The sequence below is a fragment of the Aquirufa salirivi genome, assembly GCF_045310485.1.
GTDB classification, from domain to species: Bacteria; Bacteroidota; Bacteroidia; order Cytophagales; family Spirosomataceae; genus Aquirufa; species Aquirufa salirivi.
The window spans coordinates 66037-92573 of the sequence record NZ_JBEWZH010000009.1; the positions used below are offsets into that span (position 1 = coordinate 66037).

Below are 26537 nucleotides of genomic sequence, written 5' to 3' on the forward strand. Positions count from 1 at the left end.
TGAAATTTGCGACCATAAAAATATAACCTATGCAATCGAGTGAATTAGAAAAACTGTTTCCAAAAGAAGGAGAAATTCCGAAAGAATATGATTTGATCAAACCGATCGAACAAAGAGAATATTTAGTGAATGGAGAGATGCGCCAATGGAAAGGCAAAACTCAAGATGTTTGGTCTCCCATTTATATCAAATCAGATAAAGGTTTTGAACCTAAACGTATTGGATCCTATCCCATCACGGATGCTACAGATGCCATGGAGGTGCTTTATGCGGGTGTAAAAGCCTATTCCAATGGACGTGGTGAATGGCCATCTATGTCAGTAGATAAACGCATCGAATGTGTGGAGAGATTCACGCAGAAGATGATATTAAAACGTGACGAAGTTGTCAAATTATTGATGTGGGAAATCGGAAAATCTGTGACTGATTCACAAAAAGAATTTGACAGAACGGTTCAATACATTTATGATACCATTGGAGCTTTAAAAGATATTGATAGAAATTCTTCGACTTTTTTAATCGAAGAAGGAATCATTGGTCAAGTTCGTCGTTCCCCGTTAGGTGTGGTATTATGTATGGGACCATTTAATTACCCATTGAACGAAACCTTTACCACCTTAATCCCAGCTTTAATTATGGGTAATACGGTTTTATTCAAACCACCGAAACACGGTACATTATTACACTACCCATTACTAGAAGCATTTAGAGAATCTTTCCCTGCAGGTGTAATTAATACATTGTATGGTCGTGGAAATTCCATCATTCCTCAATTAATGGAATCGGGTAAAATTGATGTGTTAACGTTAATTGGTTCATCAAAAGTAGCTGACAAATTAAAGAAAATGCACCCTAAGGTGAATCGTTTGCGTGCTATTTTAGGTTTAGATGCTAAAAATGCAGCCATTGTGACAGAAAGTGCGCAATTGGAAAATGCGATAAATGAATGTTTATTAGGTTCATTGTCTTTCAATGGTCAGCGGTGTACTGCAATCAAAATCATTTTTGTACATAGCAGCTTAGCTGATGCATTTAATAAAGGATTAGCAGAAAAGATTGAAGCTATCAAAGTAGGAATGGTATGGGATCCAGGGGTACAAATCACTCCTCTTCCTGAGCCGAATAAGCCTGCCTATTTGAAGGAATTAATTGAAGATGCTAAATTACATGGAGCTAAGGTATTGAACAAGCATGGTGGAGAAAACTCCAAATCATTATTCTTCCCTGCTTTATTGTATCCAGTAAACAAGAAAATGAAAGTATGGTCTGAAGAGCAATTTGGACCAGTGGTTCCTGTGGTTCCTTTTGATGATATCAATGTACCTATTGACTACATACATGAATCCTCACATGGACAGCAAGTAGCCATATTTGGAACAGATCCGAACCAAATTTCGGCTTTGATTGATGAAACGGTAAATCAAGTTTCTCGTGTCAACATCAATGCACAATGTCAACGTGGTCCTGATTCCTTCCCATTCACTGGTCGTAAAGATTCTGCTGAAGGTACACTATCCGTTACAGCGGCATTACGTTCCTTCTCGATTCGTACGGTAGTGGCGACTAAAGCGACTCAAGCGAATAAAGATATTGTGAATCAAATTGTTGAAAATCAACAGTCTAACTTCTTATCGACTCGATTTATTTTATAAATAGATTTCGAATGTTTTCCTAAACCCTAATTTTTCCTTATCAGGTTAGATTAGGGTTTTTTATTTCCAGATAATTTGTAATTTGGAAAACACAAAAGCTACAAACACATGGAAAAAAGTAGACGACAATTTATTCAATCGCTAAGTGCTAGCACCTCGCTCCTATTGGGAGGAATTCCTTTACTTGGGGCTGATGAAAGACCATTGTCACAGATATTAGAAAAGATTAAAGTTAGTCCAAACGACACCATCCGAATAGGATTAATTGGATCTGGTATCATTGGTCATTATGACGCCACAACTGCCCTAAAAGTACCTGGAGTAGAATTAGTTGCCGTAGCCGATTTATACCAAGGCAGGCTAGATCGAGCACAGGAAAAATGGGGCAAGGATATTTTTGTCACTAGAAATTACAAAGAGATTTTAGCCCGAAAAGATATCGATGCTGTGTTAGTTTGTACTAGTGATCATTGGCATGACCATATCACCATTGACGCTCTTAAAGCAGGTAAACATGTGTATTGCGAAAAACCCATGGTACATCATGTAGAGGAGGGCTTAGCTGTAGTAGCTGCACAAAAAGCAAGTGGTAAAGTTTTACAAGTTGGATCTCAACGAGCAAGCTCGGTTGTATTTCAAGAAGCCCGTAAATATTATCAGCAAGGGACCATAGGTGAGATTACTTATGTAGAAGCGTATACTGATAGAAATTCCGCTAATGGGGCATGGCAATATTCCATTCCTACGGATGCCAGTTTGCAAACTGTATCTTGGGATATGTTTTTAGGCGATGCACCTAAAGTGGCATTTGATCCTGTACGGTTTTTCAGATGGAGAAATTATAAAGCCTATGGAACAGGTGTTGCAGGGGATTTATTCGTTCATAATGTCACAGGATTGCATACCATAACTAATTCCTTAGGGCCTGAACGAATTTATGCTCAAGGGGCTCTTAATTATTGGAAAGATGGACGTGATGCCTATGATTTATTGACTGGTTTTATGACCTACGGTAAAACAGAAAATCATAATGCATTTCAATTCATGACCCGTGTTAATTTAGCTGATGGTGCAGGTGGAGGAGAAGGAACTCGGTTAATAGGTACGGAAGGGGTTATTGAAGTAAAAAATCGCGGTATAAAAATCAAGCATTTTAAACGTGCCAAAGTAGCCAGTATGGGAGGTTATGATTCTTTAGAAAGTTTTCCAAAAGCTATGCAAGATGCCATGTTGGCTGATTATAATGCGAAATATAGTCCTGATGATCGGAGAATGAAAGTGTTGGATGAAATAGAGTTCAATGCCCCACAAGGATATGATGAGCGCTTAGATCATTTTATTAATTTCTTTGATTCGATTAGAACCGGTAAACCAGTCTTTGAAGATGCTTCTTTTGGATTAAGGGCTGCTGGTCCTTCGGTATTATGTAACACTTCTGTGGAAATTGGGAAACCAATAGAATGGGATGCATTGAATATGAAAGTGAAAAAATCCAAATAACAGATATTGATTATCAATAAGTTACATTAAAATTATCGAAGAGATTGATAGCTTTGATGACTTGAATTTAAATTTAACAACTTAGAGAACTTAGTGGACTTAGTGAACTTAGTGAACTTAGTGGACTTAGAGATTTGTCAACTTTTAAAAAGTTGACAAATCTAAGTTGACATCTAAGTTGACAAAACCGAGCTTACAAATTATCCCGTTGTGATTTTACTGTATTATCACTAATGAATTCATCATAGGTCATTAATTTATCCAAACAAGATTTTGCACCTAGTTCAATGACACGACTCGCCACTGTATTCGTTAATTGGTGGTCATGACAAGTGAATAAAATAGTACCTTGGAACTCAATCATTCCGTTGTTCAATGCCGTAATTGATTCTAAATCCAAGTGATTGGTTGGTTCATCAAACAATAGGACATTCGCTCCTGATAACATCATTCGAGAGAACATACAACGTTGCTTTTCTCCTCCAGAAATTACCGTACATTTTTTCAAGGCTTCGTCGCCCGAAAACAACATTCGTCCAAGGAAACCACGAATAAAACTTTCATCTTTTTCAGTAGAATATTGACGCAACCAATCTACTAAATTCAAAGAATCATCTTTGAAATAGGAAGCATTATCGTTAGGCAAATAAGTTTGAGAAGTCGTTACTCCCCATTTGAAATCTCCTGCACTTGCTTTTCTTTCTCCCATCAAGATATCAAATAAAGCGGTGATAGCTAGTGAATCTTTCGCCAAAAAGGCCACTTTATCTCCTTTATTAATGGTAAAAGACAAATTAGAAAATAAGGTAATTCCTTCCTCGGTTTTATATGACAAATTGTCAACACTCAATAACTGATCACCCGCTTCACGCTCAGGTTTAAAATTAATGAATGGATATTTACGGGATGAAGGTTTGATATCATCCACTTGCAACTTATCTAACATTTTCTGACGTGCAGTGGCTTGCTTAGATTTAGCCACGTTAGCAGAGAATCGACGAATGAATTCTTCTAATTCCTTACGTTTCTCGTCAGTTTTTTTATTTTGATCAGTACGTTGTCTAGCAGCTAATTGAGAAGATTCATACCAAAATGTATATGTTCCCCCATATAATTGAATCTTACTAAAATCAAGGTCAGCAATATGCGTACAGACATTATCCAAAAAGTGACGGTCGTGAGAAACAACAATCACTGTATTTTTGAAATTTTGTAAATATCCTTCCAACCACATGATAGAATCAATATCCAAGTTGTTGGTAGGTTCATCTAACAATAATATATCCGGGTTTCCGAATAAAGCTTGAGCTAATAGCACCTTCACCTTCTCCGATCCGTTGATATCTTTTAACAAAGAATAATGAATATCTTCTTTAATCCCTAAACCACTCAATAAGGTAGCTGCCTCTGATTCTGCTTCCCAACCGTTTAACTCAGCAAATTCTGCTTCTAAATCAGCCGCTTTGTTTCCATCTGCTTCTGTAAAGTCCTCCTTCATATAGATGGCATCCTTTTCTAACATGATATCATACAAGCGCTTATTTCCCATGATCACGGTTTGTAAAACAGGGAAATCTTCGAATTCAAAGTGATTCTGTTTAAGAATCGACATACGCTCGCCAGGATTCATACTGACACTTCCTGTCTGAGAATCAATTTCACCAGAAAGAATCTTTAAAAATGTGGATTTTCCAGCTCCATTGGCACCAATTAATCCATAACAGTTACCTTCAGTAAATTTGATATTTACTTCTTCAAATAACACTCTCTTCCCAAATCTTAGGGAAACATTCGACACCTGTAACATAGCGTAATTAATTAAATAAGGCGCAAAATTACTCATTTTGCACCTAGAAAAAAATGAATATTTTTATTCCTATCCCATATTTTTTTTGCAATTTCGACCTCTATATCAAGTAAATGCTTTGGAAAATTTGAATAATGCTAATGCCGACAACTCCATGAAAACGCTACAAGTGTATTTTCATGAAGATGGATTGGAATTCAATGATGCCTTAGGTGTTCATCAAGGCCATATTGATTGGAATAAAGCATCCAAAATACAAAAGGATTTTTGGGAGAAAAAAGGCATCTCACCTACCCAAGTGGCTTATCTACAAGTTCATATTTGTCATCCACATTTTTTACTAATACCACAAAAATACGATAGCCCGATCTATCGAATTGGTTTTTTAGAAAAAGCCTTAGGAGAAGAAGCTTTAGTGGGTCGAGAAATTCAAGTTCAAAAAATACCGTCAGAAGCAGCCAATTTGCTTTTTTTAGTTCTAAGTGAGTGGAAGGATTTACTAAGTTACTGGTTTCCCTTTTCCCAAATTTCCTACCAACATCCCTTAGAAACCCTAATTATACAATCTCAGGAAAATGGATTAAGCATATCGATACATCATCAACAAGCTTGCATGGTGCTTCGGAAATCTGGCATTTTGACATTAGCTAATATTTTCCCTTTTGCCAAGGCTACCGAGCTCGCTTTTTATATTCATTCCATACGAGATAGTTATTTTATAAAATGGAATCCATCTAGCATATACTGGGTAGGTGAAATTGATGCTAAATGGGTAGAAGAATTAAGTTCATTAAAGATTTACACCCCAACCTTTTCACATGAAGCATAGAACAGCTTTTTTCCCAGGTTCTTTTGATCCTTTTACCAAAGGACATGAAGATATCGTATTAAGGGCTCTAGCTCTATTTGATGAAATCGTAATCGGTATAGGACACAATTCAAGTAAGGCACGCTATTTTTCATTGGAAAAAATGAAAGAGGCAATTGAAAAAACATTTGAAGGAAAACCCATTCGGGTCGTAACCTATCAAAATTTAACAGCTACCGTGGCTAAAGAGGTAGGAGCTAGATTCATTATAAGAGGGTTAAGAAATACCACGGATTTTGAATATGAAAACTCCATTTCGCAAGTAAATAGGCATATCAATGAAGAATTAGAGACCGTATTTTTAATTACATCACCTCATTTAGCTCCCATTAGTTCTACCATTATTCGGGATTTACACCGTTATGGAAGCTCCATCAACCAATATTTACCTTACAATTTGGAAGAAGAGCAAAGTAATTGAAATCGGTGAATCACATAACGTATTGAACTATATGTATTTGTCATCGCTTTATTCATAGCTGCTGTTCCCAACCACTCTACTTTTTCTATATTTTCCTCTTTTTGAGGAATTAATTTAGAGTTCCCTATCGAACTCATTAAATACCATTTCGTTTTCTTTAAAATACGTTGATTTTTATGGGTATAGGTGTGATAAGTTGTACAAAGTTTTTGCTCTAAAACCGCTTTTACATTACATTCTTCTTCCACTTCCCTCACAGCTGCCTTTTTAAATTTCTCTCCTTTTTCCAATTTCCCTTTCGGCAAATCCCATTTGCCTAAACGTAACATCCAAAGCACTTTATCGTCTGAATTAAGCACAACACCTCCAGCAGCTTCAAGCAATTGATACATACCAAAAATTCGTTGCTTAAAGGGTTTAATATCTTGCACTAGGATATATACTGAATCAAATGTCGCTCCCGATTTCTGATGAAGTCCATGTATCAACTTCTCCATTTGATCTAAAGTCAAATTCAAAATACAGGTATGCCCTTTGAAATCCGCTAAACGAACTGGTTGTAATCGAGCATCAATCACTAATTCAAATTCATCACCCACCGGAATGGCATGTTTTTTAGATTCCTTGTAAATGCGAATCGGACGGTCGTCAATAAACAGTATCATGTGTTGAATTCAGAATTTAAGTTGGCAAAAATAGAATTAAATAATGAAAGATAACTTGAATAAACTATTTTTGTACATATAATCTTTGAAACAAATTCGTATGCCTGATTTTACCATTTCACAAGAAGTAGCCCAACATTTATTAAGCGTAAAAGCGATCCAATTAAGACCTGATCAACCATTTAAATGGGCTTCTGGATGGAATTCTCCAATTTATTGTGACAATCGCATTTCTCTTTCCTACCCTGAAGTCAGAACTTACATTAAAAACTGTCTCTCCGCTGCCGTTAAAGCCTATTTTTCCGAAGTAGAAATCATCGCAGGAGTAGCCACCGCTGGGATTGCACAAGGAGCATTGGTTGCCGATTATTTAGATCTTCCATTTTGTTATGTTCGACCAGAGCCTAAAAAACATGGCATGGGAAATCAGATCGAAGGGCATATTGAAAAAGGTCAAAAAGTAGTTTTAATTGAAGACTTAATTTCTACAGGAGGTAGTTCCTTAAAAGCTGCGGCAGCCTTACAAGAAGCAGGCGCTGAAGTTTTGGGAATGGTAGCCATCTTTACCTATGGTTTCCAAATTGCTGAAGATAATTTCAAAAACCACGGGATACCTTGTATCACACTAAGTAACTATGATGTTTTAATTGATGAGGCCGTTAAATTAAATCACGTCACTGAAACTCAATTAATGACATTACAAGATTGGCGAATTAACCCTAGCGAATGGCGCAAATAAATCATTTTAGGCCATAGCGATGTCCTGGCAATGTTTTTATAAAACCTTGGAACTCCAAGTTTAATAAGAGCATTGCCAGTTGATTTACTCCTTTCTGCAACTTCCAAGCAATTTCATCCAAAGCCAAGACCTTCTCTTGGTGTAGCAAGGATAAAATTTGACTTTCATCATCCGTCAATCTACTCCACAGTAAGCATTTATTCTTGACTATTTTATCTGGATTGGATTGCCAGTTTAGCTGCTCTTTACAAGTCTCCCAATCCGTATAAATGGTCGCTTGATTTTTTAGAATCAACCGATTGCAGCCTTCCGAAAATATTTTTTGCAAATTCCCTGGAACCGCAAACACATCACGATGATAATTATTGGCATATTCCGCAGTGATTAAAGCTCCTCCCTTTTCCGCTGCTTCGACCACGATGGTGGCATCAGACATTCCCGCAATAATTCGGTTTCGCAAAGGGAAAAATCGGGGGTCGGGCTTTTGATGAAATGGATGTTCTGACAAAATACCTCCCATTTTCATCATTTGATGGGCATATTTAATATGTAAAGAGGGATAAATGCGTTGAAAGCCTCCTGCCAAAACTGCAATGGTAGGGACATTCAATTCAATGCAAGCTTGATGTAAGGCGATATCGATACCATAAGCTAAGCCACTCACAAAAATCACTTCATCATCTACAGAATCCTTCACAATTTGATAGGTCATTTCTCGACCATATTCGGTGGCTTTCCTTGTCCCCACCAAAGCCATCACTTTATCATGTTGAAAATTCACATTCCCCTTAAAATACAGCAATAAGGGAGCGTCGTATAATTGCTTTAATCGATCTGGATATCCTTCGTCCAAATAAAAAAATAGCTTTATTTGCTCCTTTTGACAATCCGAATATATCTTTTCTGCCTCTTTCAAGACCTGATTGAACTTGATTTCATGTGCAATCATAGGTCCGATATGCGGAACTTTCTGCAAAGTGGAAGTAGTTGACAGGAAAACTTGTTTGGCAGAACCAAGGTAGGAGATTAATCGTCGAGCATGTACGATTCCAATCTGAGGAACTAAACTAAGGGCAATTTGGAATACTTTTTCTTCTTCCATCGGGCTTTAAATGAAACATTTCCCGAAAGAAAAAAATCATTCACCCAAATCCTCGCGTAGCCCTTGTAAAAACTGTCGAATTTCAGTTAACTGATTAATTAAAGGCGTATTGATATTTTTTGCTTCTCCTCGATGGTTGATAGCTTGTTTGGCACCTTCGATGGTTAAGCCTTTTTCTTCGATCAACTGTATGAGCACTTTGATCTTTTCAATATCCTCTGGTGTGTATTTCCTAATACCACTGGATCGTCGTTTCGGCAATAAGTGAGGAAATTGCGTTTCCCAATACCTCAATTTAGAAGTTTTCACCTTGAAAATCTCGGCCACCTCTGAAATTGTATAATACTGCTTACTAAACTGTTCCATCGAATAAATTAACACCTTGTTCTATAGCAAAATCAAGAATTTGAATAAAATCATGTAATTTTGCACTTCCTTTGATTAGAAAAATCAGGAAAAATAAAATTACCCATAATTTCGATATTAAACCAATGACTTCAACGGAGATCCGCCAGCATTTTTTAGCTTTTTTTCAATCGAAAGGACATTTAATTGTACCATCAGCCCCATTAGTAGCCAAAAATGACCCTACCTTATTATTTAATAATTCAGGTATGGCCCAATTCAAGGATTTTTTCTTGGGAAATGGTACTCCCCCATCGAAAAGAATTGCTGATACACAAAAATGTTTGCGTGTTTCTGGAAAGCATAATGACCTTGAGGATGTCGGTTTTGATACCTACCACCATACTATGTTTGAGATGTTGGGCAACTGGTCTTTTGGAGATTATTTTAAAAAAGAAGCTTTGGCATGGTCTTGGGAATTATTAACAGAAGTTTTTAAACTACCGAAAGAACGTATATATGTTTCCGTCTTTGAAGGAGATGCCAAAGATGGGGTTCCTTTTGATCAAGAGGCTTTTGATATTTGGAAAGCCATCGTTGGAGAAGAACGAATTATCCTAGGTAATAAAAAAGATAATTTCTGGGAAATGGGAGAAACGGGTCCATGCGGTCCTTGTTCCGAAATACATATAGACCTTAGAAATCAAGATGAAGTAGATCGAATTCCGGGTAAATCATTGGTGAATGCGGATCATCCTCAAGTAGTTGAAATATGGAACAATGTATTCATGCAGTTTGAGCGTATGGCAGATGGTTCTTTGGTTTCTCTCCCATCTAAACACGTAGACACTGGAATGGGCTTTGAACGTCTATGCATGGCGATTCAAGGAAAACAATCCAATTATGATACCGATGTATTCCAAGGTAGCATCCAACATTTAGCTAAGAAAAGTGGAATAGCCTATGGACATGATCAATGGACGGACATCGCCATGCGAGTTATTGCTGACCATATTCGGGCCATTGCCTTTTCTATTTCCGATGGACAATTACCATCCAATGCCAAAGCTGGCTATGTCATTCGTCGTATTTTACGTCGTGCCGTACGTTATGGATACACCTATTTAGGCTTCAAAGAGCCTTTTATGTATGAATTAATTCCGCTATTGGCTCAACAGTTTAGCGGTGTATTTGACGAGCTTATTTCGCAAGAAGCCTTTGTTGCTAAAGTAATATATGAGGAAGAAGTATCATTCCTAAGAACGCTTTCCACTGGGTTAGTACGCTTGGATAAGTTAATGGAAGAAACTCAAGCCAATGGAACCCAAATTTTAACGGGTGAAGATGTCTTCGAACTAAATGATACATATGGATTTCCTGTAGATTTAACTGCCTTAATTGCCCGAGAGAAAGGCATGGATATTGATGAACCAGGATTCCAACAAGCACTGAATGCGCAGAAGAATCGTTCCAGAAAAGACGCTGGAGCAAGTGCCGAAGATTGGGTAAACTTGTTTGATAATGATGATGTTTCTTTTGTTGGATATGACCATGCTACTTGGACAAGCCGAGTGGTGAAATACCAAAAAGTCCAAAATAAATCTGGAATCCAATATAAAATCGTGTTAGAAAGTACTCCATTCTACGCTGAGTCGGGAGGACAAGTTGGCGATTCTGGATTTTTGTTTTTCAAAAAATCAGGAAAACGAATTGCCATCTCAGATACTAAAAAGGAAAATGATTTAATTGTTCATTGGACCACAGATGCGAGTATTGAGGAGCTAGCTCAAGAGGAGGAAGTTGTGGCACAAATCGATGAAAGCCGTAGAAAAGCCATAACGAATCATCATAGTTCCACGCACTTAATGCAGGCTGCATTACAACAAATTCTTGGTAAGCATGTAGCACAAAAAGGTAGCTTAGTCAATGAGCAATTGTTGCGTTTTGATTTCTCTCATTTTCAAAAAGTAACGGATGAAGAATTGAAGCAAATTGAAGATATGGTGAATGCCAAAATTGCTGCTAATATTCCATTAATGGAAGAAAGAAATGTACCGATATCACAAGCAAAAGAAAAAGGTGCTATGGCATTATTTGGTGAAAAATACGGTGATTTTGTTCGTGTGATTACATTTGACCCTACTTTTTCCGTTGAACTTTGTGGAGGAACCCATGTGAAATCCACCGGTGAAATTGCCTTATTCAAAATATTATCAGAGAGTTCAGTCGCTACAGGAGTTAGAAGAATTGAAGCTGTAACTTCTCAAAAAGCCTTTGATTTATTAAATCAACAAGCGAATCAATTAGATCAAATTAATGAGCTTTTAAAAGCCCCAAAAGATATTATCAAAGCAGTGGCTAGTTTGATCGAACAAAATTCTAGCTTGCAAAAAACCATTGCTCAATACCAAGCAAATGAGATAAAGTTATTGAAAGCGGAGTTGACTCAACAAATTTTAGGTAGAGGTGAATTGCTCTACTTGATTCAACAAGTGGAGGTTCCTCAGGCAGATGCCTTGAAAAATTTGGCTTTTGATTTGAGCAATGAACATCAAAATTTATTCTGTCTATTGTTATCGGAAATAGATGGGAAAGCCAGTTTAGCCCTAGCTATTTCCAAAGAATTAGTCGCAAGTAAATCATTGGATGCTGGTAAAATCATTCGTGATTTAGCAAAAGAGGTTCAAGGTGGCGGTGGAGGACAAGCCTTTTTGGCTACAGCAGGTGGTCAAAACCCCAAAGGAATACCACAAGTAATAAAATTGGCTCAACAATTCATTTAAAATTGCCATGAAGGACATCCCTTTTATCTCCTTAGATCAAGCTGTTGAAGGTATGGATCAATGGGGTTTGGAGGGACGTCCATTTGTGTTTATTTGTGATTACAAAGGAGAAAAAGTTTGGTGGGGCAGCGAAGAAGAAGCAAAAACTTGGGGTATTTCATTGGAATTTAACAATAACCAAATCCCTTATTTCCCAGGCCATATCCATTTTGAAAAATTCCCGATAAGCTATCCAGAATACCTAAGTAAATTTTACCAAGTTCAAGCTGGATTAAAACGGGGTGATTCCTTCTTGGTTAATTTAACTTTTCCAACCCCAATTCAAACCAATCTAAGTTTAGAGGATATTTATCGACACACCAAGGCTAAATATAAATTACTCATTCAAGACCAATTGGTTGTATTCTCGCCAGAACCATTCATACATATTGAAAATAATAAAATTCAAGCTTTTCCCATGAAAGGGACATTGGCGGCCAATGAAAAAAACCATCCTGAAGATTTACTAATTGATGCAAAAGAGCAGGCTGAACATGCTACTATTGTTGATTTGATACGCAATGACATCAGTCGGGTGGCATTTCCAATACAAGTTGAAAAATACCAGTACATCGAACAAGTAAAGACGCATAGTCAAGATTTATGGCAAATGTCTTCCCTGATTTCGGGAGAATTAATGCCACATTTTAAGCATAAATTTGGAAGTATTTTAAAAGCCCTGTTGCCAGCTGGTTCCATTACAGGCGCTCCCAAGCATGCTACTATGGAAATGATTGAAAAAGCGGAAGGATATGATCGTGGATTTTATACTGGAATAATGGGTAAATTTGATGGAACATCCTTATATTCAGGAGTTTTAATTAGATTTATAGAACAAATTAACCAAAAGCTAGTTTTTAAAAGTGGTGGAGGAATTACCGTCTTTTCAGATCCAGAAAAGGAGTATTTGGAATTAATCCAAAAAGTTTATCTAGCTATTTAAAAAATGCCCACATTTTTAGAGACTGTTCATGTATTGAATGGCGAAACACTTCATCTAAATTATCATCAAAAAAGAATTAATGATGTCTTTCATTATTACTTTCCCGATACTCCTGTTTTAAACATACATGATTATTTTGCAGGTTTAGAATTACCCCAACAAGGTAGCTTTCGAGCACGACTAGTTTATCGAACGGAATGGGAATTTCATGAGTTTATTCCCTATAAATCGAAAAATATCAAGCATTTAGCTATCGTCAATACCGATGATTTTGAATATTTTTTTAAATATGCTGATAGATCTCATATCCTCAAAAAAGTAGCTGAACATCCAGAAGCTGATGATATCATATTTTCCAAACATGGAAAATTACAAGATTCAAGTATAGCAAATTTGGCATTTAAAAAAGGAGATACATGGTATACGCCAAAAGACCCTTTACATTGGGGTACTACCCGAAGAAGATTGATTGATGAACAAGTTTTAGAAGAAAAAGACATTTGGATATCGGAGTTAACAGAATACAGCCACATCTGTCTCATCAATGTATTTAGGCCGCTTTCAGATAAAAATGCTCTTTTGCTTCCCAATGCAATTGTGTAAATTGTGTCTTCTTTAAGACATGAATCCTTCCAAAAGTCCCTCCTTTCTGTTGCATCAAAAGTTTCCCTTTGAGCCCACTCCTTCTCAAACGGCTCTATTTCAGAAATTGAATGATTTTATTGTGAATAAAGATGAATGGGGAGCCCTCACTTTCATCATCAAAGGATATGCTGGAACTGGGAAAACGACGGTTATTTCCACCCTCATAAAAATTTTATCAAGTTTCGGTTATAAAACTCAATTACTAGCTCCAACCGGTCGGGCAGCAAAGGTCATGGCCAATTATGCCAAGAAAAAGGCCTTTACGATCCACAAGAAAATTTACCGACAAGTCAGCAATCCTAATTCAGGGGCACTCGTATTTCAACGAATGAATAACTATGCTACCAACACCGTTTTCATTGTGGATGAAGCTTCCATGATAACCGATGAATCTGATTTTGGTACCAATAGTTTATTAACGGATTTAATTGAATATGTATTTACAAATCCAGAAAATGGCCATACCGGTAATAAATTGATATTTGTAGGAGATACAGCACAATTACCACCAGTAGGAAAAAGCCTTTCTCCTGCCCTTTCTAAAGATTATATCAGCAGTGAATTCCATATGGAGGTATTGGACCATGAATTAACAGATGTGATGCGGCAAGACATACATTCTGGAATTTTATACAATGCCACTAATCTTAGAGAATTATTGAATCAATCTTCTCATCTTATCCAATTTAATACCAAATCATTTAAAGACTTTTTCAAAATGACAGGTGAAAAAGTAGAAGATGGTATGCAGTATGCGTATAGGAAATTCGGAAAAGAAGAAACCATTTTGCTCACAAGATCGAATAAAAGTGCCGTTCAATACAATGAATTTGTTCGGAGATGCATTTTATATCAAGAAGATGAAATTAGCAGTGGTGATTTATTGATGATTGTTCGAAATAATTACCATTGGCTAGATGAAGATTCTCCAGCTGGATTCTTAGCCAATGGGGATTTTGTGGAAGTGATGAAAATCAAAAAGCAGGAAGACATGCATGGTTTTCGATTTCTGAACGTCAGTCTTCGTTTGTGTGATTATGAAGATCATCCTGAGGTGGAAGCCAAAATTTTATTAGATACACTTCATTCAGCTGAATCGGCTTTGGGGAAAGATGCCAATAAAAAATTGTATGATTCTGTTTGCGAAGATTATGCCCATATAACCAAGAAAAAAGAAAGAATGGAAGCCATTCGAAAAGATCCTTTTTTAAATGCGCTTCAAGTAAAATTTGCTTATGCATTAACCTGCCATAAATCTCAAGGAGGACAATGGAAAGCTGTTTTTGTGGATCAAGGTTATCTAAAAGAAGAACAAATTGACGCGGAATACATCCGATGGTTATACACAGCAATTACTCGAGCCACTCATGAACTATTTTTGGTCAATTTTCATGAGAGATTCTTTCCATAAGCTAGAGTTTAGTTCCCACTATCTTATCATTAATCGTATCTAAACTCTCAATATCATCGTAGTGAGAAACGATTTCAGATAATAATTGATTTAGCTCCACCAATCGCTCTTGGCCAACTATTTCAGCAAATTTTTGTTCAATATGCGCCCTCGATTTCATTAAATCTTCCAAAAAATGATTACCTTTCTCCGTACAAAATAAGAGAGAAGAACGTAAGTCTTGAGGATTATTCGTAGAAATGATGTATCCTTCTTGGATTAATTCATTCACCAACTTACTCATAGCTTGCTTACTTACTTTCGCTTTTTTGGCCAAATCAGTCATCGTTACTCCCTGTTCATCAAGATTCATTAAAACAATGATATGCCCAATTTTGAAGTTTTCATAGCCTAAACTTCTTAAAAATGTGCCGTTCATTGATTGTACAATGCGATAAGACTTTACCAAAAGCCTGGATAAAAACATGTGTTTGGAATAATCTGTTGGTGTATTCTGGTACATAATAAGATTTTTCAATCATACAAAAATACTAAAAATAAATAACTAGTCAACTAACTTGACTTTATTGTTTATGCTTCTTTACTTTGCAACAAAATAATGATACTATGTCTACTTCTCAAAAACCAAAATCTTATCTCCCAAAAATCATTTTAGCTGTAGTTTTACTCATTGGAGGATATTTCGGTTATAAAAAATACCAATATGCCACTTCTCATGAAGACACTGATAATGCTCAAATTGAAGCCTATTTTATTCCAGTCTTACCTAGAATGGCGGGATTTGTAAAAAAAGTATATGTCAATGATTATGACCAAGTAAAAAAAGGTCAATTGATCTTAGAAATTGATTCAGATGAAGCAGCATTGGCATTAGATGAAATGCAAGTAGAGGTAGAACAAGCGCAAGCTGATATAGAAAGTGCAAGAGCTAATTTAACGAATCTAAATAAAAGTATTGAAGCCCAACAAAGTCTTGTCAAATCAGCGGAATTGGCGAATAATAAGTATACACGAGATCTCACTAGAAATGCAGCTTTAGAATCTGCCAAAGCCATAACACGTCAACAATTGATTGATAGTCAAGATTTGGCTGAACAAGGTGCAGTTAAATACCAAGGAGCAAAAGCGGAATTAAGTAGTACACAATCGAGAATTGGCATCTTACAAGCTACCTTACATAAAGCTGAAATAGCTTTAAAGTTGAAAAAAGTAAAGGTTCAGCAACAGAAACTGAAACTAAGCTACAATAAAGCATATGCACCTGCTGATGGAAAAATAGGTAAAAAATCCGTAGAACCAGGTCAATTCATTCAAGTCTCCCAGCCATTGATGACCATCATGGATGATAGTCGGTACTGGGTTGTGGCAAACTACAAAGAAACCCAAGTAGAATCTTTAAAGGTAGGAATGTCCACAGAAATAAAAATTGATGCGTATCCAGAAATCACCTTAAAAGGCCGTATTTTATCAATTTCAGAATCTACCGGGGCAAAAACCACCCTACTTCCTCCTGATAATGCCTCAGGAAACTTTGTTAAAGTTACTCAACGTATCCCAGTGAAAATTGAAATATTGAATGCCGATAAATACAAAGATATTTTACGTGCAGGATTATCATTGGATGTATCAGTTCCCATAAACTAATACAATGCAAAGACCTCAGGGATTCGCAAAGATCATCATCGTACTCACGACGATTACCGCAGCTGTCATGGAGTTGTTGGATACCACTATTGTAAACGTGGCACTCAACCAAATAGCCGGGAATTTAGGAGCTACTATTGAAGATATTGCCTGGGTGATAACGAGTTATGCGATTGCAAACGTTATCATTATCCCCATGACGGGATTTTTAGGCGAATATTTTGGTAGAAAAAACTATTACTTAGGCTCCATGATTCTCTTTGGAATAGCCTCTTACTTCTGTGGGATGAGTGATAGTCTTTGGGAATTAGTCTTTTGGCGATTTATTCAAGGAATTGGTGGAGGAGCTTTGCTTTCTACTTCTCAAGCCATTTTATTTGACGCATTTGAAGTTAAAGACCGACCAACCGCCTCTGGTTTTTTTGGTATGGGAATCATCTTGGGGCCATCTTTAGGACCTGTTTTAGGTGGGTATTTAGTGGATAATTATGAATGGAATGATATTTTCTATGTCAATATCCCTGTGTGTATTTTGGCATCCATTCTGACAATTGTATTCATTGATCGTAAAGAAGGTGAAGGTCAGCATCGAAAAAGTATGAAAATCGATTACATCGGAATCGCATTGCTAGCTGTAGGGATTGGAAACTTACAATATATCTTAGAAAAAGGAGAATCGGAAAGCTGGTTTGAATCAAGAACCATCAATACCATGGCAGGATTGTGTGCCATTGGCCTCATTGGTTTTATTTGGCGAGAGTTAACCACGGAACATCCTGTAATCAACTTGAAGATTTTCAAGAATAAGGTATTTGCCATGAGTACCATCTTTAACCTAGTCAGTGGATTTGGATTATTTACCTCGGTATTCATTTATCCCATCATGGTGCAGCGGATTAACGGATTAAGCTCTACGGAAACGGGATTATCATTGATGTTTCCAACATTATTGGGAGTACTATTCTTTCCTATGATTGCTAAATATCTATCTCTAGGAGGCAAACCCATTCCCGTGATGGGAGTAGGTATTTGCATTTTCATCATTTTCGGATTCATTGGTGGTTCAGCCACTCCAGAAATGGGTCGCTGGGATTTCTTTCCGATGCACCTCTTGCGTATGATGGGGGTAGCTATGTTACAAATGCCCTTAATTAATCAAGCTGTTGCGGGACTACAACCAGCTGAATATCCGGCAGGAATAGCCTTGAGTAATATGATTCGACAATTAGGAGGGGCTTTTGGTATTGCGGTGGCCAATAATTACGCCACTCATCGAGCTGCCCAACATCGAACCGACTTATTAGCGAATATTCAAGTGGAAAATCCTTTGTTCCAACAGAGAATTCAAGGCTTAACACAGAACATGATGCAAAAAACGGGAGATTTCGTCCGAAGTGGGGAAGCTGCTTATCGCCAATTGGATGCCATGGTCAATAAACAAGCATATTATTTGGCCTACTTAGATACATTCCGATTGGTCTCCATTTTATTCTTGTGTATACTACCCTTCTTGTGGTTATTACGTACCCCAAGGAAAACCAAAGCAGAAATTGAAAAAATCATGAAAGCGAGTGAAGAGGCTCATTAATTATATGAAAAAACACATCCTACTCCTATCCTATTCCTTGTTGAGCAGCACCATGCTAGCCCAAACCAAAGGTCTTCCCGAATTAATCCAAGGAATTTTACAGCATTCGCCTGCATTAAAAGGACAAAGAAACCTGATTAAAATGGGTCAAGTAAAAACACAAATTCAAGAATCATACGCTAAACCAATCATTGGCGCCGAAATTGGGATAACTCGAATCGATCCCGTGGCAAAAGCTAGTTTTAACTTTGGTGGAGGCAATTCAACTTTACAATTTCAACCCAACATGAATTATAATTCTCAATTTGTGGCTAATCATGTATTGTATGATTGGGGAAGAAATGCGATGGCGATAGAGAAAACACGATTAGAAACTCAATTAAGTCAAGCTCAGGTTGAGCAACAGGAATTCCAAATGGGTTTTCAAATCGCCAATCTTTACCAACAAATTATCTTCAATAAAAAAGCGATTCAAGTTCAAAAATCACAATTGAAACGTTTAGAAAACAATTTCCAAGTAATTCAACAACAAATAGCTCTAGGTGAGGCTATCGAGTATGATAAAATCAGCCAACAAGTTAAAATGGCGAATCAAGAGAGTAAAATCTTGGAATCGGAAAATCAAGTAGCACGTATGTTGGACTATTTAAGCACTTTATTGGGGGCAAATGCCGAGGTTTATTTAGTAGAAAATCCACAAATCTGGCAAGCTCAAACGGCCAAACCGATTGAATCATTTACTAATCCTGAGATTTCTCAGATAAAAGCACAAGAAGAAATCATTAATAAGAGTATTGAATTAGCCAAGTCTGAAAATACCCCTACTTTGGCAGGATTGGCTACATTAGGATTAAAAAACGGTTATGTTCCTAGAATTAATGGAGAAACGCCCTCCTTTGGAGATGATTTTAAAGTGAATAGTGTTTTAGGTCTAAAGCTCAGTATACCTATATATGCAGGAAAAAGAGCTAGCTATCAAACCGAATTAGCCACCATTCAAAAAGAGCGTGTTGCTTTTCAATTGGAAGATGCTCAAGAAAAATTAGGAACAGATTGGAGACAAGCACAATTGAATCATCAAAACTATGTAAAGAAAGCTGCAACGCAGAAAGAGGTCGTTGCACAAGCACAATATGCGTTAGAATTAGCAAATACACGATTTAAACAGGGATTGATTCGCCGAATTGAATTAGATCAGGCAGAATCCATCTTAGAAGAATCCCAATTGATGCAAGCTCAGTTTGATTATCAAGTGAACCTACAACAATTGGAATTATATAGAATACAGGGAATAAAAATTTGGTAATTATAAATCAAACAAGATCGCCAAAGCAGGATTTTGCAATTTACCTTCATAAATCGTCAATCCATTGGCTAGTGCTTGGTTATTGGTACAAGCCAAATTCCAACCTTCTTTGGCAATTTGTTGTACATAAGGTAATGTCGCTTGGGTCAAGGCCAAAGTAGATGTTTGTGGCACAGCTCCAGGCATATTGGCTACACAATAGTGCAGGATTCCATCGATTTCAAAAACAGGATTTTCATGGGTAGTTGGCCTACACGTTTCAATACATCCCCCCTGATCTACGGCAACATCGACCAACACTGTTCCTGGGCTCATTCGTTTTAAATCTTCTCTTTTAATTAGATGTGGAGCCTTGGCTCCATGTAAAAGCACGGCACCTACAATTAAATCGGCCTGAGGCAAACATTCCTGAATGGACAAGGAAGTAGAATATTGAGTAGACACATTGGCAGGCAATATATCTTCCAAATAACGTAATCTAGCTAGATTTGTATCAAAAATGGTTACATTAGCTCCAAGACCAGCGGCCATTTTGGCAGCCTGCGTTCCTACTACTCCTCCACCTAATATGACCACATTAGCGGGTTTGACACCGGGTACACCACCTAACATCTTTCCTTTTCCGCCTTGTGCCTTAGCCAAAAAATAAGCACCCACTTGGATGGACATTCTACCGGCTACTTCCGACATCGGAGTTAATAAAGGAAGACTCCGATCAGGCAATTCTACTGTTTCATAAGCTATGCAAATTGCTTTACTAGCTATCATCGCCTGGGTCAGTTCCTTTGAAGCTGCAAAATGAAAATAAGTAAATAAAATTTGACCTGCTTGAATCAGAGGAAATTCTTGTACCAAGGGTTCTTTCACCTTTACAATCATCTGAGACCTTGAATAAACTGAAGCTGCATCAGGAAGAATGATAGCTCCAGTTTGCGTATAAAACTCGTCCGAAAAACCAGAACCTACACCTGCTTGACTTTGTACATACACTTGGTGACCTTGAGCCACCAAAGATTGAACTCCTGCAGGTGTTAAACCTACTCGGAACTCTTGTTTTTTAATTTCCTTAGGGACGCCAATAATCATGATAGTAGATGTTTAGCTTGTTGAAAAAAAGAACAGCCAACGAAAAATTTCGCTGGCCGTTACCTTTGATGAAGTATAATACACTGCAAATATAAAAAAGACAAAAAATATTTATGCATATCACTAATAAAAAAGGAATTATTTCTGTAAAAATGGATTTTGTAGAAAAATATTCTATAAATTAACTTTCTGTTAATACAAATCCGAAAAAAATATGGCTTCCAAACTTAATTTAGACGCACTTGATTTAAAGATTCTAAAAATTATCCAAGGAAATGGGCAAAAAAAACTCAAAGAAATAGCTTCCCAAGTCAATCTATCCCTATCTCCGACTCATGATCGAATTAGAAAAATGGAAAAAGATGGATATATCATGTCCTATGTAGGACTATTGAATCGAAAAATGTTAGACTTAGGGCTATTGGTGCATTGTCAGGTAACCCTTGAAAAACAAAATCGAAAAAATTTCAAAGAATTTGAGCAGGCCGTCCAAGCTTTTCCTGAAGTTCTATCTTGCCATTTGGTCTCAGGGAACTTTGATTATTACTTAATGGTTGTCAGTGCAGATGTAGAAAGTTACAACCGATTCTATCAAGAGAAGTTGGCTGTACTACCTACAGTGGCCCACATCAACAGTTTATTTGTGATGGATGAAATAAAACAAAGTACAGAATTACCCATTGCTTGACAATGGCTTGTATAATGTTGTACCTTTGTATTCCAATAATGGGGTCGACCGGTTTTGACAGCTTATGTCGGTCGGTGGTAAGCACGTCGGGAGTTGTAGGCATTTCCTGTTAAAAAAACCTTCGAATTATAACTGGCAATACACAGTATGCCATGGCTGCTTAATCTTAGAGATTAATCAATTTGCCATCGTTCAGCCTTCTCTAAACTCTGCCGAGGAGGGCATCTGAGCGTCGACACGCAGAGTCGATAAGTTCGAATTTCTCTACGGGCTTGTTAGTATCCAGAGGATAAGTTGAAAGTTTGGGTCTGATGTGAACCCGCTTTTGAACGAAAATGAATCACCTCTAAACGTGTAGAAAGCTATTGTTCGCTAGGTTTGGACGAGGGTTCGAATCCCTCCGACTCCACCATTTGCCATCAAGGCATAAAAATCAAAATAGACCCGGTCAATATTCGGGCCTATTTTTGCTTTTAAAACCCCAATTTCTCCATAAATCCTTTCCTTCTGAAATATTTAAAAATATAAGCAAGAGATTGTTTCTGAAGTTCTTTTGATTTTTTTATTCTAATAAATCAGTCAAATTTTAATTTTTTAACATATCAATGGGGATAACATCATTACAAATTCATCCTTTATAACCTTGGCAGACATATTCCCATAAAAAGACTTCATGCATGGATAAAAAAATAATCATGTGGCTAAGGATGATTTTCAATTACCTGTATATTTAGGAACCGTAAATTTTATACAAATAAAATAATACCAACATGCAAAAACTTCTCTTTACATATTTGCTACTGTTTATTAGCTTATTCACTCAAGCACAAAAACCCTTGGAAGACACAGTTGCCAAGGCCGCTCTTAAGGTAGATATGCATTCTAATTTTAAAAGAGAGCTGTCTTTAGAGGCTAAAACTGAAAATAAAGGAGAAATCAATATCAAAGGACAAAAAGTAAGTTATAAAGTGATAACAGGAACTATGCCTGTTTGGGATGATCAGGGAAAAGCTATTGCTGGATTATTTTATGTGTATTATGAGCGTACAGATGTTAGCAATAAAACAGAACGTCCCTTAGTCATTTCTTTTAACGGAGGTCCAGGAACTGCCAGTGTTTGGATGCATTTAGGTTATACTGGCCCACGGAAATTGAAAATTGACGATGAGGGATATCCAATACAACCTTATGGATTTGATGAAAACCCACAATCTATCTTAGATGTAGCAGATATTGTGTACATCGATCCTGTGAATACCGGATTTTCACGTATTCTAGATAAATCAGTCCCAACTTCAAAATTCTTCGGAGTCAATGCAGATATAAAATATTTAGCTGAATGGATCAATGCATTTGTGGCTCGTCAAAAAAGATGGGCTTCGCCTAAGTTCTTGATTGGTGAAAGTTATGGTACAGCTAGGGTGGCAGGCTTGTCTTTAGAATTACAAAATAAACATTGGATGTATTTAAATGGTGTCATCTTGGTTTCTCCTACGGATTTGGGCATTGAACGTGGTGGAAATATGAGTGCGGCCTTGCGTGTGCCTTATATGGCAGCAACTGCTTGGTACCATAAAAAATTACCTGTAGACTTACAATCAAAAGATTTAACAACATACTTACCAGAGGTAGAGGAATTTACTCTGAATGAATTATTACCTGCTATTGCCCAAGGTGGTGCGTTAAGTAAAGAGAAACGCGCATTGATGGTAAAAAAATTAGCACGTTATACTGGGCTAAGTGAGACAGCAGTCATGAATCAGAATTTAGAAATTCCATTAGACTTTTTCTGGAAAGAATTATTACGAAATCAAGGTAAAACGGTTGGACGATTAGATTCAAGATATATTGGTATAGATAAAAAAGATGCTGGGGACAAACCAGATTATAATTCGGAGCTAACCAGTTGGGAGCACTCATTTACTCCCGCAATAAACATGTATTTACGAGATGAATTAGGTTACAAAACAGATTTACCCTATTATATTTTTGGACCAACATTCCCTTGGGATAGAACCAATAACCATACAGGTGACGATTTACGTCAAGCGATGATGCAAAATCCTTACTTGCATGTGTTGGTACAATCAGGTTATTATGACGGTGCATGTGATTATTTCAACGCGAAATACAATATGTGGCAAATGGATCCCGCTGGAAAAATTCAAGATCGAATGTTTTGGGAAGGATACAGGAGTGGACACATGATGTATTTACGAAAAGAAGATTTAAAAACCAGCAATGATCATCTAAGAACTTTTATTAAAAAGAGTATTCCCAAACATGGTACACCCGCAAAATTTTAAATGAACAAATAATCCAGCTTAACCTAGAACTTAACAATTGAATGCATGCTGAGTGCCAAATATGGGACCTGTATTCCTATTTAATCATGTTAAATTCAACTGATTTCATTCCATCATTTTACTATTTCTAATATTCCCCTTCTTTCAATCAGGACAGAACCGATGTGGGAGCTTTTTTTATTGATTTCAGAATGATAACAATGAAAAAATCGTAAATTCATTGTTCAAACAATACTCAATTTTACTATGAAACAAAGATTCATTTCATTCATTAAGACCTCATTCTTGCTCTCCATTGTCTCTTTATCCTTTAGTACCTTGGCTCAAGTTCCAGCTGGGCATTCTGTGATAGAAGGAAGGTGGGACATCACCATTACAAAAAGAAATGTGACCACTCCGGCCTGGCTAGAAGTGACGCACTCTGGTTTAAAAACATTGACTGGTCATTTTGTAGGCGATGGCGGTAGTTCTCGACCTATTTCCAAAGTAAATTTTGCAAACAATATCATTTCATTTAGCATTCCTCCCCAATGGGAAAATTCCGAAAAAGATTTAATGCTAGAAGCCGAGTTAAAAGATGATAAATTAATGGGCACATTAACGACCCCATTAGGAGAGAAATTCCGAATTCTAGGGGTTAGAGCACCTAAATTATGGAGAGAAAAAGCACCTGTTTGGGGTACTCCTATCAGTCTTTTCAATGGTAAAAACATGGATGGCTGGCAGACTTTAGGGCCCGATAACCAATGGGTAGCTGAGAATGGAATCATGAAAAGTCCTAGAACTGGGGCAAATATACGTACCGTTCAAACTTTCCAAGATTTCAAATTACACGCAGAATTTCGTGTACCTAAAGAAAGCAACAGTGGTTTATATTTACGCGGTCGTTACGAAATCCAAGTGGCCGACAGCAAGGGCTTAGAACCAGCCAAAGATCAGTTAGGTGCCGTATATGGATTTATAGCTCCTTTAGAAAATGTGGCTAAAGAAGCTGGTGAATGGCAAACTTATGACATTGAATTAGTTGGCCGTAATATCACGGTTACTTTAAATGGCAAAACAGTTATTTATAAAGCAGAAATTCCAGGAATTACGGGTGGTGCTTTAGATAGCAACGAAGGACAGGCTGGTCCAATCATGATTCAAGGTGATCATGGCCCAGTAGAATACAGAAATTTGGTAATCACCCCAGCGAAATAAATGTAGAATGAAGAATGTAGAATTAATTGACTATTCTACATTCTTCATTCTACATTCTTCATTCAACTCTTCTTGGCAAGTACCATCCTAACCACAGGCCACATAAGCCCCAAGAAACGATTAAATCAATGAGTTCTGCCCTCAAATCAAACACAGGGTACCAAATATGTTGGGTATAAGGTGAATTAGTAAATACCAATACGCCTATCACCAAACACATACCTAAAATTGTCTTCATGGTAGGCGTTTTTAATTGCCTAATCAGATAAATGACTAAGAATACCAAGAATATATCCACGATTAATCCTCGAATCATATTTTCCTGCATGGAAATATTATAGTTGGAATAATATTGTATTCTGGCCCATGGCTTTCCAGTGACAGATTTAGTAAACTCATCTGCTTTGGCCATGTCTTGCTCATTTTCCATACGAGGCAAAATATATCCTCCCTCCTTTTTGAGATGTTTCGTCAGTACGTTCAATACACTATCCTGACTAGCAGTGTACATTTGGGAAGGCTCATGCAAGTTGAATGCCACATGGGAAGCAGCTTGCCAAAAGAAAATAATTAAGCCACCTACTACAGCTCCTATGATTGTTCTTTTCATGGTTTTAACATTTAGTGTGCGTTAAATGTATGAAAAAAAATAGAAAACATAGAATTAATTTGATTTTAACATTTCTGAGCCTGCCAAAAGGAAACAACCTAATCCAAAATCTTCAAAATTAGGTACCGTAGTAAATGTCACGGGTTGTGAATCTTTCGGTTCTTTACCTGTACCTTGAACAAAGCCTAAAAATCCATTGGGATGAACACAATGGCTCATCGCTTCCCAAGCCTTATCGGCTGCTTTATGGTATTTTTTATCCTTTAATATTCCATTCCTTAAAGCCCATTTCATGCCATAAACAAATAATCCCGTGCCCGTTAATTCAGGACCGCCAAAATTGCTTTCATCTTTTAAACTCACATTCCAAAACCCATCTTTCCTTTGTAAAGGGAGCAAGGCTTCCGTCATATCTTTAAAATCTTGAATGTATTCCGCACGATGGGGTGCATGCGCAGGCATCACTTCTAATGTTCTAATGAGAGCTGCATAAACCCAGGCATTACCTCGTGACCAATAACAGTTTTCCCCATTGGGCTCCTTATATGGAGGAATGAAATCCTTATCTCGCCACCAAAGATGCTCTTGTGCGTTATATAAACCTTTTCCGCCGTGTTTATATTTAGTAAAGGCATATAAATCATACATTTTTTCATAATATCGGTTATCATGAAATCGAGTTCCTAATCTAGCAAAAACAGGCATACTCATTTGTAAACAATCAATCCAAGACCAATCATCCGCTTTTTCACTGGCTAACATGTAATCAATATTAGCTTTAATGGGTTTTATCCTCGCAGAATCACCCTGTATATCAAATAAATCTAAATAGACTTGTCCACAAGCTTGGTTATCCGCATTTCGAGTTTTCAAGCCATCTCGTAAACCCCATTGATGAAAAATACCCCAATCTGTCATATAGGACAAATCAGATTCTTTGGGATCTAGTTTATACAATTCCATCAGTCCTTCATAATAAACGGCCCTTGTCCAAATATTGGATGGACGCGTTCGATCAGGGCTAACAATCACCTGTCCTACCTCTGGCCACTTTTGTTTAAAGTAGCTGTTTGCTAAATGCATTTGAGATAAAATCAGCTTTTTATTAGGTTTAGCCCAAATGGAAAAAGCCACAAAAAGTAGAATAAGGAAACTAGGCAAGGAGTATCTAATTCTCATCAGAATAGGA

Annotated in this window: 23 protein-coding genes and 1 other RNA gene; 16 read left to right on the top strand and 8 right to left on the bottom strand. The window is 37.1% G+C overall.

Going from position 1 to position 26537, the window contains the following annotated elements; genetic code table 11:
* Window positions 1-29: 29 nt before the first annotated feature.
* Window positions 30-1652 carry an NADP-dependent glyceraldehyde-3-phosphate dehydrogenase gene (locus tag U0R11_RS12035; RefSeq protein ID WP_406751921.1) on the top strand — a complete coding sequence of 541 codons (1623 nt, stop codon included), beginning with the start codon at window positions 30-32 and terminating at the stop codon, window positions 1650-1652.
* A gap of 108 nt (window positions 1653-1760) precedes the next feature.
* Entirely contained in the window at window positions 1761-3152 is a 1392-nt protein-coding gene (locus U0R11_RS12040; RefSeq protein ID WP_406751922.1) for a Gfo/Idh/MocA family protein, read from the top strand.
* 193 nt (window positions 3153-3345) lie between these two features.
* On the opposite strand, the gene U0R11_RS12045 is transcribed toward U0R11_RS12040, so the two are convergent.
* A complete protein-coding gene (locus U0R11_RS12045; RefSeq protein ID WP_406751923.1) occupies window positions 3346-4959 on the bottom strand; it encodes an ABC-F family ATP-binding cassette domain-containing protein in 1614 nt (537 codons plus the stop codon).
* A 154-nt stretch (window positions 4960-5113) separates the two neighbouring features.
* Here U0R11_RS12045 and U0R11_RS12050 point away from each other — a divergent pair, with 154 nt between their 5' ends.
* On the top strand, window positions 5114-5788 hold the full coding sequence (locus U0R11_RS12050; protein WP_406751924.1) for a DUF3822 family protein: 675 nt from the start codon (window positions 5114-5116) through the stop codon (window positions 5786-5788).
* The gene (coaD, locus tag U0R11_RS12055; RefSeq protein WP_406751925.1) at window positions 5778-6248 is read left to right on the top strand and encodes a pantetheine-phosphate adenylyltransferase; all 471 of its coding nucleotides are present in this window, start codon (window positions 5778-5780) and stop codon (window positions 6246-6248) included. Before U0R11_RS12050 ends, coaD begins: the two co-directional genes overlap by 11 nt.
* On the opposite strand, the gene U0R11_RS12060 is transcribed toward coaD, so the two are convergent.
* Window positions 6218-6913: an NUDIX hydrolase gene (locus U0R11_RS12060; protein ID WP_406751926.1), complete on the bottom strand. Its 696-nt coding sequence runs from the start codon at window positions 6911-6913 to the stop codon at window positions 6218-6220. The two genes, coaD and U0R11_RS12060, sit on opposite strands and share 31 nt — an antisense overlap.
* A gap of 100 nt (window positions 6914-7013) precedes the next feature.
* Here U0R11_RS12060 and pyrE point away from each other — a divergent pair, with 100 nt between their 5' ends.
* Window positions 7014-7652 (top strand): orotate phosphoribosyltransferase, encoded by a 639-nt coding sequence (pyrE, locus tag U0R11_RS12065; protein ID WP_406752013.1) that lies wholly within the window; start codon window positions 7014-7016, stop codon window positions 7650-7652.
* Between the two features lies 1 nt (window position 7653).
* Here the strand turns inward: pyrE and dprA are convergent, their stop codons facing one another.
* Window positions 7654-8754 carry a DNA-processing protein DprA gene (dprA, locus tag U0R11_RS12070; RefSeq protein ID WP_406751927.1) on the bottom strand — a complete coding sequence of 367 codons (1101 nt, stop codon included), beginning with the start codon at window positions 8752-8754 and terminating at the stop codon, window positions 7654-7656.
* Between the two features lie 36 nt (window positions 8755-8790).
* On the bottom strand, window positions 8791-9120 hold the full coding sequence (locus U0R11_RS12075) for a MerR family transcriptional regulator (RefSeq protein ID WP_406751928.1): 330 nt from the start codon (window positions 9118-9120) through the stop codon (window positions 8791-8793).
* A gap of 125 nt (window positions 9121-9245) precedes the next feature.
* On the opposite strand from U0R11_RS12075, the gene alaS reads away from it, so the two are divergent.
* Genes alaS through U0R11_RS12095 form a run of 4 tightly spaced genes read left to right on the top strand, consistent with a single transcriptional unit; the run spans window position 9246 to window position 14920 of the window.
* Entirely contained in the window at window positions 9246-11882 is a 2637-nt protein-coding gene (gene alaS / locus U0R11_RS12080; RefSeq protein ID WP_406751929.1) for an alanine--tRNA ligase, read from the top strand.
* A 7-nt stretch (window positions 11883-11889) separates the two neighbouring features.
* Window positions 11890-12864 carry an aminodeoxychorismate synthase component I gene (locus tag U0R11_RS12085; protein WP_406751930.1) on the top strand — a complete coding sequence of 325 codons (975 nt, stop codon included), beginning with the start codon at window positions 11890-11892 and terminating at the stop codon, window positions 12862-12864.
* Between the two features lie 3 nt (window positions 12865-12867).
* Entirely contained in the window at window positions 12868-13467 is a 600-nt protein-coding gene (locus U0R11_RS12090) for an aminotransferase class IV (RefSeq protein WP_406751931.1), read from the top strand.
* Window positions 13468-13486: 19 nt separating this feature from the next.
* The gene (locus U0R11_RS12095; RefSeq protein WP_406751932.1) at window positions 13487-14920 is read left to right on the top strand and encodes an ATP-dependent DNA helicase; all 1434 of its coding nucleotides are present in this window, start codon (window positions 13487-13489) and stop codon (window positions 14918-14920) included.
* Window position 14921: 1 nt separating this feature from the next.
* Here the strand turns inward: U0R11_RS12095 and U0R11_RS12100 are convergent, their stop codons facing one another.
* The gene (locus U0R11_RS12100; protein ID WP_406751933.1) at window positions 14922-15422 is read right to left on the bottom strand and encodes a MarR family winged helix-turn-helix transcriptional regulator; all 501 of its coding nucleotides are present in this window, start codon (window positions 15420-15422) and stop codon (window positions 14922-14924) included.
* Between the two features lie 104 nt (window positions 15423-15526).
* On the opposite strand from U0R11_RS12100, the gene U0R11_RS12105 reads away from it, so the two are divergent.
* Genes U0R11_RS12105 through U0R11_RS12115 form a run of 3 tightly spaced genes read left to right on the top strand, consistent with a single transcriptional unit; the run spans window position 15527 to window position 19458 of the window.
* Window positions 15527-16564, top strand: coding sequence for an HlyD family secretion protein (locus tag U0R11_RS12105; RefSeq protein ID WP_406751934.1), 1038 nt, complete (start codon window positions 15527-15529; stop codon window positions 16562-16564).
* Window positions 16565-16568: 4 nt separating this feature from the next.
* The gene (locus U0R11_RS12110; protein WP_406751935.1) at window positions 16569-18152 is read left to right on the top strand and encodes a DHA2 family efflux MFS transporter permease subunit; all 1584 of its coding nucleotides are present in this window, start codon (window positions 16569-16571) and stop codon (window positions 18150-18152) included.
* Between the two features lie 4 nt (window positions 18153-18156).
* Complete coding sequence (locus U0R11_RS12115; protein WP_406751936.1) at window positions 18157-19458, top strand: TolC family protein; 1302 nt, start codon at window positions 18157-18159, stop codon at window positions 19456-19458.
* On the opposite strand, the gene ald is transcribed toward U0R11_RS12115, so the two are convergent.
* Window positions 19459-20544 (bottom strand): alanine dehydrogenase, encoded by a 1086-nt coding sequence (gene ald / locus U0R11_RS12120; protein ID WP_406751937.1) that lies wholly within the window; start codon window positions 20542-20544, stop codon window positions 19459-19461.
* 214 nt (window positions 20545-20758) lie between these two features.
* On the opposite strand from ald, the gene U0R11_RS12125 reads away from it, so the two are divergent.
* The 4 genes from U0R11_RS12125 to U0R11_RS12140 all read left to right on the top strand — a co-directional run bounded on the left by U0R11_RS12125 (window position 20759) and on the right by U0R11_RS12140 (window position 24738).
* Window positions 20759-21232: an Lrp/AsnC family transcriptional regulator gene (locus U0R11_RS12125; protein ID WP_166374234.1), complete on the top strand. Its 474-nt coding sequence runs from the start codon at window positions 20759-20761 to the stop codon at window positions 21230-21232.
* 40 nt (window positions 21233-21272) lie between these two features.
* Window positions 21273-21644: a transfer-messenger RNA gene (ssrA, locus tag U0R11_RS12130) on the top strand.
* 358 nt (window positions 21645-22002) lie between these two features.
* Window positions 22003-23538 carry a S10 family peptidase gene (locus U0R11_RS12135; RefSeq protein ID WP_406751938.1) on the top strand — a complete coding sequence of 512 codons (1536 nt, stop codon included), beginning with the start codon at window positions 22003-22005 and terminating at the stop codon, window positions 23536-23538.
* A gap of 246 nt (window positions 23539-23784) precedes the next feature.
* Complete coding sequence (locus U0R11_RS12140) at window positions 23785-24738, top strand: 3-keto-disaccharide hydrolase (protein ID WP_406751939.1); 954 nt, start codon at window positions 23785-23787, stop codon at window positions 24736-24738.
* A 58-nt stretch (window positions 24739-24796) separates the two neighbouring features.
* Here U0R11_RS12140 and U0R11_RS12145 read toward each other — a convergent pair whose 3' ends face one another.
* Together U0R11_RS12145 and U0R11_RS12150 are read right to left on the bottom strand one after the other, a co-directional pair.
* Window positions 24797-25348: a hypothetical protein gene (locus U0R11_RS12145; RefSeq protein WP_269003255.1), complete on the bottom strand. Its 552-nt coding sequence runs from the start codon at window positions 25346-25348 to the stop codon at window positions 24797-24799.
* Window positions 25349-25402: 54 nt separating this feature from the next.
* Window positions 25403-26527 (bottom strand): glycoside hydrolase family 88/105 protein, encoded by a 1125-nt coding sequence (locus U0R11_RS12150; RefSeq protein ID WP_406751940.1) that lies wholly within the window; start codon window positions 26525-26527, stop codon window positions 25403-25405.
* Between the last annotated feature and the right edge of the window lie 10 nt (window positions 26528-26537).

Bases quoted from the DNA above. Each gene is read 5' to 3' on its own strand.
- U0R11_RS12035 (WP_406751921.1), top strand. From the start codon at position 30: ATGCAATCGAGTGAATTAGAAAAACTGTTTCCAAAAGAAGGAGAAATT.
- U0R11_RS12040 (WP_406751922.1), top strand. From the start codon at position 1,761: ATGGAAAAAAGTAGACGACAATTTATTCAATCGCTAAGTGCTAGCACC.
- U0R11_RS12045 (WP_406751923.1), bottom strand. From the start codon at position 4,959: ATGTTACAGGTGTCGAATGTTTCCCTAAGATTTGGGAAGAGAGTGTTA.
- U0R11_RS12050 (WP_406751924.1), top strand. From the start codon at position 5,114: ATGAAAACGCTACAAGTGTATTTTCATGAAGATGGATTGGAATTCAAT.
- coaD (WP_406751925.1), top strand. From the start codon at position 5,778: ATGAAGCATAGAACAGCTTTTTTCCCAGGTTCTTTTGATCCTTTTACC.
- U0R11_RS12060 (WP_406751926.1), bottom strand. From the start codon at position 6,913: ATGATACTGTTTATTGACGACCGTCCGATTCGCATTTACAAGGAATCT.
- pyrE (WP_406752013.1), top strand. From the start codon at position 7,014: ATGCCTGATTTTACCATTTCACAAGAAGTAGCCCAACATTTATTAAGC.
- dprA (WP_406751927.1), bottom strand. From the start codon at position 8,754: ATGGAAGAAGAAAAAGTATTCCAAATTGCCCTTAGTTTAGTTCCTCAG.
- U0R11_RS12075 (WP_406751928.1), bottom strand. From the start codon at position 9,120: ATGGAACAGTTTAGTAAGCAGTATTATACAATTTCAGAGGTGGCCGAG.
- alaS (WP_406751929.1), top strand. From the start codon at position 9,246: ATGACTTCAACGGAGATCCGCCAGCATTTTTTAGCTTTTTTTCAATCG.
- U0R11_RS12085 (WP_406751930.1), top strand. From the start codon at position 11,890: ATGAAGGACATCCCTTTTATCTCCTTAGATCAAGCTGTTGAAGGTATG.
- U0R11_RS12090 (WP_406751931.1), top strand. From the start codon at position 12,868: ATGCCCACATTTTTAGAGACTGTTCATGTATTGAATGGCGAAACACTT.
- U0R11_RS12095 (WP_406751932.1), top strand. From the start codon at position 13,487: ATGAATCCTTCCAAAAGTCCCTCCTTTCTGTTGCATCAAAAGTTTCCC.
- U0R11_RS12100 (WP_406751933.1), bottom strand. From the start codon at position 15,422: ATGTACCAGAATACACCAACAGATTATTCCAAACACATGTTTTTATCC.
- U0R11_RS12105 (WP_406751934.1), top strand. From the start codon at position 15,527: ATGTCTACTTCTCAAAAACCAAAATCTTATCTCCCAAAAATCATTTTA.
- U0R11_RS12110 (WP_406751935.1), top strand. From the start codon at position 16,569: ATGCAAAGACCTCAGGGATTCGCAAAGATCATCATCGTACTCACGACG.
- U0R11_RS12115 (WP_406751936.1), top strand. From the start codon at position 18,157: ATGAAAAAACACATCCTACTCCTATCCTATTCCTTGTTGAGCAGCACC.
- ald (WP_406751937.1), bottom strand. From the start codon at position 20,544: ATGATTATTGGCGTCCCTAAGGAAATTAAAAAACAAGAGTTCCGAGTA.
- U0R11_RS12125 (WP_166374234.1), top strand. From the start codon at position 20,759: ATGGCTTCCAAACTTAATTTAGACGCACTTGATTTAAAGATTCTAAAA.
- U0R11_RS12135 (WP_406751938.1), top strand. From the start codon at position 22,003: ATGCAAAAACTTCTCTTTACATATTTGCTACTGTTTATTAGCTTATTC.
- U0R11_RS12140 (WP_406751939.1), top strand. From the start codon at position 23,785: ATGAAACAAAGATTCATTTCATTCATTAAGACCTCATTCTTGCTCTCC.
- U0R11_RS12145 (WP_269003255.1), bottom strand. From the start codon at position 25,348: ATGAAAAGAACAATCATAGGAGCTGTAGTAGGTGGCTTAATTATTTTC.
- U0R11_RS12150 (WP_406751940.1), bottom strand. From the start codon at position 26,527: ATGAGAATTAGATACTCCTTGCCTAGTTTCCTTATTCTACTTTTTGTG.